10 protein-coding genes are annotated in these 14,181 nt (G+C 39.3%); 3 read left to right on the top strand and 7 right to left on the bottom strand.

Annotated elements, in window-relative coordinates:
• Positions 1–35: 35 nt before the first annotated feature.
• Genes BM107_RS13455 through BM107_RS13445 form a run of 3 tightly spaced genes read left to right on the top strand, consistent with a single transcriptional unit; the run spans position 36 to position 4,173 of the window.
• The gene (locus BM107_RS13455) at positions 36–2,360 is read left to right on the top strand and encodes a TonB-dependent receptor (RefSeq protein WP_090984126.1); all 2,325 of its coding nucleotides are present in this window, start codon (positions 36–38) and stop codon (positions 2,358–2,360) included.
• 4 nt (positions 2,361–2,364) lie between these two features.
• Complete coding sequence (locus tag BM107_RS13450) at positions 2,365–3,171, top strand: DUF4249 domain-containing protein (RefSeq protein WP_090984124.1); 807 nt, start codon at positions 2,365–2,367, stop codon at positions 3,169–3,171.
• A gap of 42 nt (positions 3,172–3,213) precedes the next feature.
• Positions 3,214–4,173 (top strand): 2-hydroxyacid dehydrogenase, encoded by a 960-nt coding sequence (locus BM107_RS13445; protein ID WP_090984122.1) that lies wholly within the window; start codon positions 3,214–3,216, stop codon positions 4,171–4,173.
• A 392-nt stretch (positions 4,174–4,565) separates the two neighbouring features.
• On the opposite strand, the gene BM107_RS13440 is transcribed toward BM107_RS13445, so the two are convergent.
• The 7 genes from BM107_RS13440 to mutL form a co-directional block, all read right to left on the bottom strand.
• On the bottom strand, positions 4,566–7,292 hold the full coding sequence (locus tag BM107_RS13440; protein WP_244278809.1) for an alpha-2-macroglobulin family protein: 2,727 nt from the start codon (positions 7,290–7,292) through the stop codon (positions 4,566–4,568).
• Positions 7,293–7,741: 449 nt separating this feature from the next.
• Entirely contained in the window at positions 7,742–8,374 is a 633-nt protein-coding gene (locus BM107_RS13435; RefSeq protein WP_090984120.1) for an NAD(P)H-dependent oxidoreductase, read from the bottom strand.
• A gap of 473 nt (positions 8,375–8,847) precedes the next feature.
• Entirely contained in the window at positions 8,848–9,960 is a 1,113-nt protein-coding gene (locus BM107_RS13430; RefSeq protein WP_090984118.1) for an endonuclease/exonuclease/phosphatase family protein, read from the bottom strand.
• A complete protein-coding gene (locus BM107_RS13425) occupies positions 9,960–10,829 on the bottom strand; it encodes a rhomboid family intramembrane serine protease (RefSeq protein ID WP_090984116.1) in 870 nt (289 codons plus the stop codon). Before BM107_RS13425 ends, BM107_RS13430 begins: the two co-directional genes overlap by 1 nt.
• Positions 10,822–11,553 (bottom strand): rhomboid family intramembrane serine protease, encoded by a 732-nt coding sequence (locus BM107_RS13420; RefSeq protein ID WP_090984114.1) that lies wholly within the window; start codon positions 11,551–11,553, stop codon positions 10,822–10,824. Before BM107_RS13420 ends, BM107_RS13425 begins: the two co-directional genes overlap by 8 nt.
• Before the next feature lie 54 nt (positions 11,554–11,607).
• Complete coding sequence (locus tag BM107_RS24710) at positions 11,608–11,745, bottom strand: hypothetical protein (RefSeq protein ID WP_159435242.1); 138 nt, start codon at positions 11,743–11,745, stop codon at positions 11,608–11,610.
• A gap of 119 nt (positions 11,746–11,864) precedes the next feature.
• Positions 11,865–13,703, bottom strand: a complete 1,839-nt coding sequence (gene mutL / locus BM107_RS13415) for a DNA mismatch repair endonuclease MutL (RefSeq protein WP_090984112.1) — start codon at positions 13,701–13,703, stop codon at positions 11,865–11,867.
• Positions 13,704–14,181: the final 478 nt, after the last annotated feature.

Below are 14,181 nucleotides of genomic sequence, written 5' to 3'. Positions count from 1 at the left end.
TTGGTTTCTAACATAAAAATTCGATAGTAGCCAATATGTCCATAAAATACTACTTAGCCTTATTTTCCCTCCTTTTTCTATCCACCTCTATTTTTGCTCAAAAGAAATTTACCCTTAGCGGCACGATCCGTGATGCAGGTACCGGCGAAACCTTAATTGGTGCTACGGTAAGGATATCAGGGGCTTCTACCGCAGCTACTTTAACCAATAATTATGGATATTTCGCTTTAACGCAGGCCGAAGGAACTTACACGGTGGCAGTAAGTTATACAGGTTATACCGCTGTGGTTAAAACCATCAGTTTAAAAAAAGATACCAAGTTAAATGAAGAATTACGAAGTGCAAACGATCTGGCCGATGTAACGGTTAGCGCCAATAACCGTAAAAATGAAAATGTTAAAAGTGCACAGATGGGGCTGGAAAGAATTGATATGAAAACACTTAATTCCATTCCGGTATTGCTTGGCGAAAAGGATATTTTAAAAACGATCCAGCTCTTACCAGGTGTAAAATCGGGTGGCGAAGGAAACACCGGTTTCTATGTTCGTGGTGGTGCTGCCGATCAGAACCTGATCATTTTAGATGAGGCTGTGGTGTACAATTCTTCGCATCTTTTAGGCTTTTTCTCCACCTTCAATGCCGATGCGATTAAGGATGTAAGTTTATACAAAGGTGGCATGCCAGCGCAGTATGGCGGCCGTTTATCATCCGTTTTAGATGTTAAAATGGATGATGGAAACAATAAAGAATATAAATTTCAGGGCGGGATCGGTTTAATTGCTTCACGTTTAAAAGCAGAAGGCCCCATTGTGAAAGACCGTGGCTCATTTATGGTGAGTTTCCGTAGGACCTATATCGATCTGTTTTTAAGGGCTTCGCCAGATTCGTCTGTTAATGGCAGTACCCTAAATTTTTATGATATTAATGCCAAGGCAAACTATAAAATCAACGACAAAAACACCATCTATATTTCGGGCTATTTTGGCAAGGATAATATTGGTGTGAAGGATTTGTTTGAAAACAACTGGGGTAACGTAACTACCACTATCCGTTTAAACCACATTTTTAGCGATCGTTTATTCTCCAACACATCGTTCATTTACAACAATTATAATTATACTGTTCGTTTGCTCAACGATGTGACTAATTTTAAGGCCACTTCGCTGGTGCGCGATTTTAATTTTAAAGAAGATTTTCAGTATTTCAGTAACAAGCATATCCTCAGGTTTGGGCTAAATGCTACCCAGCACCGCATTTCGCCGATTGATATTGATAGCGATGCTTCCTCGCAGGTGAATTCGCTTTCGCAAGAGCGCAGGTATGGAATAGAATCTGCTGCTTATATTGCTGATGAATGGAGTGTAAATGAACACCTCAACTTTTTATATGGTGTAAGGCTGGCTGCTTTCTCTTTAATGGGCCCTGGTAATTTTAATACCTACAATGCGGCAGGCGAAATTACCTCGACAGAAAATGTAGCTAAAGGCAAATTCTATAAAAACTATCTCAATCTGGAGCCTCGTTTTTCGGTGAGTTACCTGCTTAATGAACAAAACTCAATTAAAGCATCCTACAATCGTAATACGCAGAATGTTCACATTTTAACTAATGCTACATCCAGTTCGCCAACCGACCAGTATGTGCTGAGCAGCAATAACATCAAGCCCGAAATTGCCGATCAGGTAGCCTTAGGTTATTTTAAAAACCTCAAGGAGAACACCTATGAATTGTCTGCCGAAATTTATTATAAATGGCTTCAAAACCAGATCGATTACAAGAATGCTGCCCAATTACTTGCCAATTCGAATGTAGAATCGGAGCTGATTTACGGTATAGGCCGTGCTTATGGAATGGAATTGTTTTTTAAAAAGAAATTTGGTAAGCTGAACGGCTGGGTGGGTTATACCCTATCGCGTACCGAACGTAAATTTACCGAACTGAATAACGGCAAATATTTTCCGGCCAGGCAAGACCGCACGCATGATATTTCATTGGTTGGCATTTACAACATGACCTCAAGGTGGACTTTTTCATCGAGCTTTATTTATAGTACAGGTAATGCAGTTACTTTTCCTGCAGGAAAATATACCATCGGTGGACAACCCGCTTATTATTATACCCAGCGTAATGCAGGCCGTATGCCTTACAACATGCGTTTAGATGTAAGTGCAACGTTAGCAGGCAAGAAAAAGGGTAAATACCAATCGAGCTGGAATTTTGGTATTTACAATGTGCTTGGACGTAAAAATCCTTACTCCATAGAATTTATCACCGATCCTGAAAATCCGAACAAAACTGCCGCGCAGCAAACTTCACTTTTTGGCCTTATTCCTTCTGTTACCTGGGATTTTAAATTTTAACAACATGAAAAAACTAACGATATATTTTGCCTTATTTACGCTGTGTTTCGCTTCATGTAAAAAAATTATTTCCATTGATACGGAAAATGCCGATCCACAGGTTGTTATTGAAGGAATTATAAATAACCAGTTGATTGATCAGGAAATTAAAATCAGCAAAACGATAGGTTATACCGAGGAAAATGTTTTTCCAAAAATTTCAGGTGCTACGGTTACCGTAACCGATAGCAAAGGCAATACTTTTATATTCAAAGAAGGAACTAAGCCTGGTACCTATATTAACCGCATGAAAGGGGAGCCTGGTGTTACCTATAACTTAAATGCAATTGTTGAAGGACAAAACTATACGGCCAGTTCTAAAATGCCTAATTTGGTTAAGTTGGATTCAATCGGGATTATTAATAATGTTTTTTTTGGGCGTGAGCGCAAAACAGCGGCCGCTTTCTTAAAAGATCCGGTTAACGAGGTCAATTTTTACCATTTTAACCTATATGTAAATGATGTGCTATCAAGACGCTATTATGCTTATAACGACAGGTTAACCAATGGTAATGATTTACGGATCCAGCTCTTCTTTAAACCCAACAATGACCATGACAGTGATGAGCTGAACAACAATGATAAGATTAAGGTGGAAATGGAATGTATTGACAGTAATATTTTTAATTATTGGTATGCATTGAGTCAACAGTCAGACCGTGGACCTAACCAGGGTACCACACCGGCCAACCCCACATCAAACATTACCAACAATGCCCTGGGTTATTTTAGTGCAAATACTTATCAGGTACTTACCACTACGGTAAAATAAGCATTATTAAAACTCCTGTTCAGATTTTACTGTTAAATGAATATGAAAGTATTTATAAGCGGCAACATTGCTCCGGTTGGTTTAAAGCAACTGGAAGAAAATAATATAACAATTACCCAATGGAAAGAAAACAGGCAGATTACGGCTGAAGAGCTGATTGAAGCCTGTAAGGATCAGGATGCTTTGGTCAGCGTAGGCCCTAATAAATTGAATGCCGGATTTTTAAATGCCTGTAAGCACTTAAAGGTGATTGCGCTGCATTCAGTAGGTTTCGATCAGGTTGATTTGGATACCGCCAAAAAATTGAATATCCCCATTGGTAATACGCCTGGTGTTTTAAGTGGTGCAACTGCTGATACAGCTTTTTTACTGATGCTGGCCGTATCTCGAAAAGCATTTTTTTCGCATAAGAAAATCATTCAGGGCGAGTGGAAAAACTATGAGCCTTCGCCAGAACTAGGCATTGAAGTAAAAGGCAAAACGCTCGGTATTTTTGGGCTGGGTAAAATTGGTTTAGAAATGGCCAGGAAATGTGCTGCGGCCTACCAAATGAAGGTGATTTACCATAACCGCTCGCGTAATGAAGATGCTGAAAAAGAAATCGACGCAGAATATGTATCCTTCGAAACGCTTTTGTCCCAAAGTGATGTGCTTTCTATCCATACAGCGCTAACCCCCGAAACCCAGGATAAGTTTACAATTGATATTTTTAAACAGATGAAACCCAATTCAATTTTCATCAATACAGCCAGGGGTGGTATTCATAACGAAAAGGATTTGATCAGAGCCCTGGAAGAGAAAATAATATGGGGAGCTGGTTTAGATGTAACCAATCCGGAACCGATGGATAAAGATAACCCTTTGTTAGCGATGGAAAACGTTGCCGTTCTACCACACATTGGCTCAGCCACTGAAGAAACGAGAGCAGCCATGGCCAAAATTATTGTGCAGAATGTTGTGGCAGGGTTGAAAGGGGAGCAGTTACCGTTTGAGGTGAAGTAGAATGATGTAAGATTTAAGATGTGAGATGTGAGATGTGAGATGGGAAATAAGCCAATTTCATCATCACCTTACATTTTCCATTTAGGCTATTAACCCGAACTAAATAATTATTATTTAATTAAAAATACTTTCTTATAGACGATCTATCCATGACCGATTCGTCATGCTGAACTTGTTTCAGCATCTTTTTAGCAGAAAAAGACCCTGAAATGAATTACCTTCGGTGAGCTCGCCAATGCTCGGTTCAGGGTGACGGCCGCTTGATTAAAAAGCCGATATAAACTACCTAGAGAGAATATTAATAATCCACTCAGGCTATTAACAATTTGTGAGAGGTGAGATGGATGAGGGGAGAAATAAATAATTCCATCATCCATCTCACATTTTCCATTTTACTTAACCAAGTACTTAAATACTGATCTTCCTAAATTACCATTGGCATCTATTCCTTCAATAATTACTTTATACTGTCCTTTACCATCCGCATTGTAATATTCAAAAGAAGCATTACCTGTTGCATCTGTAACTACTTTAGGGTTCCAGTAAATGGTGGTCCTTAAGTCGTTCCGGTTCATGCTGGCAGGTACATCATATTTAGGTGAATAGAACTGTTTTTCTTTGTTATAACCTTGTGGCGAGAAGGTAAGTTCGTAGTATTTTGGAAGCATATCCATTAACTGCGCTTTTGAAATCCTGGTGCCCTTTGGTGCTTTTTTCTGGTTAAATACAATTACACCGTTTATATTGTTGGCACGGTTTACCAAGCCTAAATCGTCTCTTAAAAATACTTCAACCGACTCGAGCATGTTAACATCTATTGTATTAATCTGGTTTACATCCACATTCATACCGTTAATGAAAATACCCATCGGGATTTTTTTACCCTGGTTGTAATCGCGGGTTACGTAAAAGTTATTATCGGCAAAAGTAACCCCTGCCAGCATACCCTGTAAACAGTTAATCAATAAACCGCAGCCCTTAAATCGGTCGCCACTCACTTCATGGTCGGCCATCTGGCTAAGCCCGCTCAATGCAGGATAATCCTTATGGCTTACTTTCGGAACTGCAGCGGCTTTAATGTTTACATCTTTTAAAGTATGTAGGTAAGCGTATTGTTTTTTACTATTATCCAGGTAACTGGTCAAAGTACTATCGATATTTAAAACCTCTTCGGCGGCACTAAAATTTCTGGTTAGTGTAGGTACCGGCGCACCATTTAAGCTCAAGGTCATGTTTTTATAGTTTGGATTATACTTGGCAGTAATGGTTACTTTCGATGAATCGTTAAATACCAGGTTCGAGAATTTAAAGTTTCCTACCGGATCTGTAGTGCCTTCCTGGTTAAAACGTTTATCAGGGATGCTTAAAAGCAGGGCACCTTTTCTAACCGGAATACCATTGTTCTGACGTAAAATGCCTGAAATTTCAATACCCTGTTCTGGTAAGAAATCAATTTTTGGCAGTTTATTGGCAATGATGTCGGTATATTTAAAACTGCGATAGCCCTGGGTGAGAAGCAATACATCTAAATCTGCATTTTTCCTGGCGTCGGGTGCATTAAAGTAATAATTGGCTTTTTCAATATAACCTTTAACATCGCTGCTTAATAACAGGCCTGTTAATATCGTGCTGGTGGCGTCTTCGCTTGATGGAACTTTGGTTTCATCTACAACCGCTACAGAAAAACTACCTTCTACAGGAGCACCATCTTTTTTGGCGGCCACATTTATCTTCACCTTTTTCTTAATTCCATACGTCGTTGCTGCACTGGAAAGCGTTACCGCCATGGTATTTTTGTGTTGAACAAAAACCAGTCGTTCACTCAGCGGTTTGCCAAATTCGTTAAACAGCGTAAATTGTGCAATTCCATTTGGGAATTTAGATTTAAGCACCGTAGTATTATATTCTGTATTTGATAATGCTGTTTGCGCCCCATAGCAGATAACGCCCTTACTCTGCGCAATCAGATAAAGCTTTTTTCCTTTGTTCTGTTCAAAAAAGGCATCATTAGCCAGGATTTTTATGGCAATATTATCCGGATTGCTATTGTCTATTTTCACAGCAACACCATTTGCAGCAACTGCAGGTAAATTATAAGTTTGAGTAGTGCCATCAGCATAGGTAACAGCAGCTTTGTAAGTTTTTCCAGCTTCTGCCAATAATTCAAAACTGCCCATCCCTAAATGCTGCGCTGCAAAAGTGGCAACCGTTTTGCCGTCATTATCGGTTACGGTACCTTTTGAGTTAATACCTAAACCATCACTTTTAATGGCTTTAAATGCCACTTTATTGTTAAGGCCGGCAATTAAACTTCCGCCTTCCGGGAAAAATTGAAAATCTTTGCTTACGATAGCCTTCTTAAGCGGGAAGCTACTGCTTGCCACATCCTTATCGGTGGTATTAATGCTGGTAATCAGTTCGCCTTTTTGTAATTGATATTCTGCCTTTTGTGCATTGCTCATCGCAATGGTTAAATAGCCATTGGCATCTGTTGTACCCCTGCCTTTGGCAATAACCGTATAGCTGGTAACCACCTGCCAGCTCACATTTTTATTGGCGTAGGGTTTATTGTTGGCATCTTTAAATTGTACACGCGCATCAATTTTTTCCAACTTATCTGTAGAGGTATTTTTGTAAGTGATGTGGGTTTTTACCTCTTTATCAATGGCTTCGCCTACATAGAAGGTTTTGTTGAAATAAGCCGGGTCATCGCTGTTAAGCATCCATAATGTATAAGCCCTGATATGGTAATTACCTTGTTTATAGTTAATCTGATCTAAAGGAAAGCTGCCATAAGCAAAACCACCGGTTATGGGTAACTTTATAGTCTGGATCAGCGAATCTTTCTGGTTGATCACATCTACATAGATGATTTTACTGATGCCTGATAAAAAATTCTGGTTTTCGGTAACATAAGCTTTAAACCAAACTGTATCGGCAACTGCATAATAAGGTTTGTCAAAATGAAGGTAAATCTTTTCAGCAGGGTAATTACTTAATACCTTACTGGTTTTGGCAATGATGCTGTTGATGCTAATGGTATCGGTTTGAGCCGAAGAAGAAAAACTTAGGGTGGATAAAAGCGACAGTATTATAAACGATAATCTAAAAATCTTCATGGATTGGATATTAAAGCTCGTAAATATATCCAATTATAAATAGCTGTCCTAAATTGTATGGTGGTTTAACATTTTTTTACAAAAGATTCAGGTTCATTGGCTCACTTGTCATTGGTTCATCCCCCGCATGCCGTATTCTCCTGATTCGATAGCTATAAATTTGTTTCAGGATCTAATATATGGAGGCTTTTCAGGTGAATTGTTTAAATCGGTTAATAGGTAGTAGTTTTCAAACTAATCGCCACCGTCATTGCGAGAAGGCTTTTTCAGCCGACGAAGCAATCTTTCGAGTTAAATTTATGTGTAAAGATTGCTTCACGCCATTCCACTGGCAGCGCTTCAGTTCGCAATGACGGATTTTTGTCATATAATATCTGGTATGAAAAAAATGTAAAACAAAAAAGGCCGCTAAATAAGCGGCCCGTTTTAATTATAATGGTGTTTGCCTGTTATTTCAATTCAATCAAGAACTCTTGTTTTGGTGTACGTACTTTTTTAAGGTTCACTAACCAATCACCCGCTTCGTCTCTGTATCCTAAAGGCAATAAAGTAACACTTTTTAAGCCTTTTTTGTCTAAGCCTAAAAGTTCGTCTAAAGCAGGTCCGTTAAAACCTTCCATTGGTGTAGCATCTACTTTTAACACAGCAGCTTCTGCAATGGCAATACCGAAAGCAATATAAGCCTGACGGGCCGCATGGTTAAAGTTTTCTTCTGCTGTTCTGTTTAGAAGCATACCTTTAAGTTGTGTTTTGTAAGCATCTGTAGTATCCAATGGTAAACCACGTTCGGTATTCATTCTGTCGAAAACTTCGTCTATACCTTCTTCTGTATAGTTTTCGTTTGCGGCAAAAATCAATAAGTGAGAAGAATCAATTACTTGCGATTGGTTAAAAGCAATCGGTGCAATTTTTTCTTTCAACTCCTGGTTGGTTACCACAATGATTTTAAAAGGCTGTAAACCTGATGACGTTGGTGCTAAATGTGCTGCAGCAATAATTTTATCAACCTTTTCTTGTTCAACAGGCTGACCATTCATTTTCTTAACGGCATAACGCCAGTTCAGGGCATCTATTAAGCTCATATTTTTGAAGATTTTTTTTAAATTTTATAAAGCAAATATGGAAATAAGGAATAGACCTATTGTTGATGTATGGTAAGAAAATATAATTTTGCTATTGGTTGATGTCTTACCGACTGAAATAGAATTAGGAAATGAACGGGTTGTAGGGCTTGGCGGTTTTCAGCCCCGCTTTCGCTTATAGTCCTCGCTACGCTGCTGGCTATTCCGCTCAATCAGGTTTATGAACAAGGGTTCTGCGACCTGCAACCGCAAAAATGGAATGCTGTTTTGGCCCACCTAGCCCCGGTTGTAGCGTTACCCTGCAACAACGAGGTACGAGGAAGCGAAGCGTAAAAGCGGAAAACGGGAAGAAACTTATTATTCTGTACAGACCTTGCGCTTCTTATAAAAAAAAACTATCCTTGATTTGTGTCCTCACAGAACGAAAAAGGGAATAATCAAGGCTGGTCTGTAGAGACACAACCAGGGAAAGCTTAAGGTACAAACCTTAAATCACTTCTAACCGGGAAATGATCAGATAACTTAGCCTGAATGATTTTGTAATTCAACACCTCAAGTTCTTTGGATGTAGCAATATAATCGATCTGAAAATTGGGAAATTTGCCGTTATAGGTTTTACCGAAACCGTTGCCTTTTTTAATAAAACTATTATTTAAACCGTCGGTAATTTGAGTAACCACGTAAGATGCCGGCGTATCGTTAAAATCGCCTGCTATAAGGTAAGGTGTTTTACAGGCGGCCATCTCCTTTTTCATAATGTCCACCTGACTGCTGCGTTTGAGAAAGGCATTTTTAAGCATTCTTAAAATACGTTTAGAGGGCTGCAGTTCGGTATTCATTTCTTTAACCTTATCCAAATATTCGTAATCCTGCTTTTCAAAAGAAATAGACTGAAAATGTACGTTATAGATTCTCAGGGTTTTTCCCTTAATATTTAAATCGGCATAAATACTCATGTTATTGGAGAAGCCTTCAACAAAAGGGATTTTACCAGAATTTTCGATCGGATATTTAGAAAATATAGCTAAGCCAACGGCTTCATAATCATTTTTATCGATGGGTACAAAGTAATAATATTTCGTGTTTAGTAACGCTTTCAGGCTATCAACCGTATCAAAGGCACCTTTGTAACGGGTGTAAAATTCCTGAAAGCAGATAATATCCGGATTCTGGTCTTTTACTACCTGAAGCATCTTTTCCTTTACCGATTCGGTATTGTCTTCGCCATACAATTTAAAACTGTGTACATTGTATGTCATCATTCTGATGCTATGATCAACCTTTTCAGCACTGCCTTCATCACCACCAATGGCAAAGGTTGCTTTTAAGGTTTTAGCACCCATTGCGATTACCAGAATGGTAGCGATTGCAAAAATCCATTTCTTGCTTAAAAACCACCAAACCAGGAAAATTATATTCGCAAATAAGACAAACGGGTAAGCAAGCCCGAAAAAAGCTATAATGGCGTGTTTTCTCGGATCCATATTTCCGGCCAGCACCCCTAAAAGCAAAGCAATTGCCAATAGAATCGCGATAGGCAAGAGGAGCTTATCTATGAAACTGTATTTCTTCGCTTTCGTAGCCATTAATCTTTACTTGCCTTAAATAGTTTTTCCTTTTCTACAGTTGTTAATTTATCGTAGCCTGAAGTTGATATTTTATCTAAAATGGCATCTATTTCCTGTTGTGTTACTCCGCCTTTAAATTCAGGTTTTTTAACTGGTTTTTCATTCCGTACTACCTTTAATTTTGGTTTACGCTCAAATATCTTGCTCCAATCCCGTCCGTTCTGCAAACTTTTAATGAAGGTGAAACCTAAAAGTGCACCACCAATATGCGCTAAACTTCCACCGGCATTTACAGAGCCGATAGCAATAAAATCCAGGATAAAATATACAATGGCGATCCACTTTATTTTAACCTCGCCAAAGAAAAGCAGCATAATGCTGTAATTGGGTACCAGCGTGGCTGCCGCGAAAATAATGGCCATTACGGCGGCCGACGCTCCGATAATCGTTACGCCAGCTAATCCATCAGCATAAACAGGGAATATATTTAATACAGCAAGAGCAAATAAACCACCAAATAAGCCGCCTGCAAGGTATACAAAATGAAACTGCCTGCTTTTCAGGAAATTCATAAATATGTTGCCGAACCAAAATAAGCCGAGCATGTTAAACAAGATGTGGAGAATCCCGTCGTGGAGAATCCCGTCGTGAAAAAACATATACGTAAACAGGGTATAAAAACGTTCCGGTAATTTCGGAAGACTAGCCGGCAAGCCTACATATTCCCTGATCCATAAATTGGTATCGACAGGAATACGACCTAAAAAAACAACTACGCCAATAATGGCAGTAACTAAAAAAAGGATAACATTAATCCCGATGTAAAAGAACAATGGGTTGCCCGATTGAAAAACCTTGTATTTTAAATCTTTGAAAGTATTATTCATAGAGTGTATAAAATGTATCGTTTTTATCTTTCCATATTTTAACCAGTATAAAGCCAATTAAGGCACCTCCCAGGTGTGCATAATGGGCGATGGAATCGCCTTCAAACTGGGCAACACCCAAAGATAACTCTACTAAAATATAAATGGGTATAATATATTTAGCTTTTACAGGAACCGGGATAAACATAATCAGTAGTTCGGCATTTGGATAAAGCATGCCAAAAGCAACCAACAGACCAAAAATAGCACCCGAAGCGCCAACCATGCCACCAAAGTAGATGCTTCTAAGTGTAACGGCTTGTGCCATTGAAAGCTGTGAAGTATTAAATTCGCCCTGAAATAATGCGGCAAGGTTTATTTTTCCATTATTGGTGGCGCTACCTATAATTTGGTGTACCTCATAAGCCTGTACTGCCCACTGTAGGGCCAATGCTCCCAAACCAGTAATAAAATAAAAAATGATAAACTTTTTGCCGCCCCATCTCGATTCAAGGATGCTTCCAAAGGAGTACAACGCAAACATATTAAAGAAAATATGCGCTATGCCACCATGCATAAACATGTAGCTAATGGGTTGCCATATCTCAAATTTAGGCGAATCAAAATAATAAACAGCTAAAATATCATCCAGATGAAGGCTAGTTAATAAATAAGTGGCTACGAAAAATAAGACGTTAATAATCAGTAGGTTTTTTACTACTGGTGGAATATATATGTTGTTCATTTAATTTAAAATGGGTTAACTGGTTAATTTTTAAATCGGTTAACTGTTATTTATCTAATAGCCTCTTTTAAAGGGAGGTATGTTTGTTGCCAGATTTTTATATTTTAAGAATCCCCAGGCTTTAAGTCTTCTGGTTCTGTCTGCTCCATATCTTCTGACCTCTACTTCCCAACTTCTGTCTTTTTTCACCATATAAGACATTTAAGGGCATCAAAGCTTTAGTGCTTTCGATCTACTGCTTAGTCTGTCTGCTCCATATCTTCGGATCCTCGACTTCCCGACTCCAAACCCTCACTCCAAACTAAAAACCACTATCCCTTCTCAAACTTCTTATCCAGCTCTGCCAGTGTAATGGTTTGGATAATCGGTTTGCCACTTACACTAAAGTTAGGCGTTTTACAGGCAAAAAGCTCATCAATTAGTGTATTCATTTCTTCCTGACCAAGACTTGTTCCGGCTTTTATGGCGCTGTTTTTTGCCAGGCTTCTTGCCAGGCTATCGCGTTTGCTCAACTTTAATTCTTGTTGTGAGTTTTTAAAGCCCTCAATCAATTGCTCAAATAATTGCGTTTCGTTGATGTTGCTGCTGCCCAGGTCAACCGGAACACCTTCTACTACCAACGTATTTTTCCCGAATTCCCGTACATCAAAGCCCAGGCTTTTTATATCATCCAGTAAACTTTTGGCCAGTTCGAAATCATTCGCATTTAGCGTAATGGTTTGCGGAAATAAACTCTGCTGCGATGCGCCTTTGCGGTCATCCAGATGTACGAGAAAACGCTCGTAAAGGATCCGCTCGTGTGCCATTTGTTGGTCGATCACCATCAACCCCGACTTGATCTGCGAAACAATATAGCGGTTATGTAATTGCATATATTGTTTCTGCTTCGTTTCCAAAACAGTTTCATCCTCATAAATAGAGGTTTGCTCTACAACAGGCTGTTCGGTTATATCGTAAAGCGAACCCCAGTTTTTGGCGCTCGGTTTTGCATCGTAATTTCTTGGCGAAGAGGCATAACCGGAGGTAGAACTGCTGTCATTCGCAAAAGGATTGAAATCAGGATTGAAATTAATACTCGGTGGTACAATATCTTCAACTGCCTTATGAGTAATCATATTGCTGAAACCTGTTTCCTGATCAAAATCCAGCGTCGGGGCAATATTATACCGGCCAATAGAACGTTTTACAGCCGATCTCATGATGGCGTAAATCGACTTTTCATCCAGATATTTAATTTCTGTTTTGGTAGGGTGTACGTTTACATCGATTTTTGAAGGGTCGATCTCGATAAACAATACATATAACGGGTAACTATCATCAGGCAGTAACTCTTCAAAAGCAGAGCTTACTGCATGATTTAAGTAGGGGTCTTTAATAAAGCGGTTATTTACAAAAAAGAACTGTTCACCCCTGGTTTTTTTTGCAAAAGCAGGCTTGCCGATGTATCCTTTTAAGTTAATAATCGTGGTTTCTTCCTCAACAGGGACCAAACGTTCGTTATAGTTGTTGCCAAAAAGATGGACGATGCGCTGTTTTAAGTTGCCCTTTGGAAGGTTGAAAATTTCAACCCCATCATGGTGCAGGCTGAGAAAAACACCTGGATGTGCCAATGCTACGCGTTGAAATTCATCTATGATGTGACGCATTTCTACCGGGTTGCTTTTCAGGAAGTTCCTTCTGGCTGGCGTATTAAAAAACAGGTTTTTAATGGAAATCTGCGTTCCGGGAGACGTAGCTACCGGTTCCTGATTGGTTACCTGAGCGCCTTCGATAGAAATGCAAGTGCCTATTTCATCTTCGTGCCTGCGGGTTTTCATTTCTACCTGTGCAATGGCTGCAATAGAAGCCATGGCCTCACCACGAAAACCCATGGTACGGATGGCGAATAAATCTTCTGCTTTTTTTACTTTCGATGTAGCATGGCGTTCGAAACACATCCTGGCATCGGTAACGCTCATTCCACAGCCATTATCAATAATCTGAATCAATGCCTTGCCTGCATCTTTTATTACCAGTTGAATCTTATCTGCACCAGCATCTATCGAATTTTCGAGCAATTCTTTTACCGCAGAAGCAGGTCGTTGAACCACTTCTCCGGCAGCAATCTGATTGGCAACAGCATCAGGCAATAAGTGAATAATATCAGTCATGTATTAAGGCAAAGTGAATTTGCTAAATTATGCAAAATAAGCTTAAAGAACCTGATTTGTTTAAAACTCAACATATAAATGACTGTGGGTAAATAGGATTGAATTGCTGCCCGTCATTCTGAACGCAGTGAAGAATCTTTGTAAGGAACAATTTGTTATTCTTGCCTCAGTTTTGTTTTTTTGAAAAGCAGGGTTCTGCACCAATCGGTTCCGGTAGTCCTGCTGTACACTATACTTTTTGGCTGCCCTTCGACTCCGCTCAGGGTGACAGCCAGAAAAGGTGCCGTTCCCATCAGGTTTATTTTACATGGGCCTGCCGTTCTGAACTGGTGAAGAATTTTTGCTTGTTTACGGGTATTTAATCAATCAAGCTATATTTCCGTGCTTTCTGTGTTTCCGTGGCAAAAAATTGTGGTATAGTTATAAGGTCATAGCGAGACGCTAAGACCAGGGTTGATCAAGTCAAGCTATATTTCCG

Source organism: Pedobacter suwonensis (genome assembly GCF_900111825.1).
Lineage (GTDB): Bacteria > Bacteroidota > Bacteroidia > Sphingobacteriales > Sphingobacteriaceae > Pedobacter > Pedobacter suwonensis.
The sequence above is the reverse complement of the archived record's forward strand: the minus strand, read 5'-3'. Positions and strand labels throughout refer to the sequence as shown.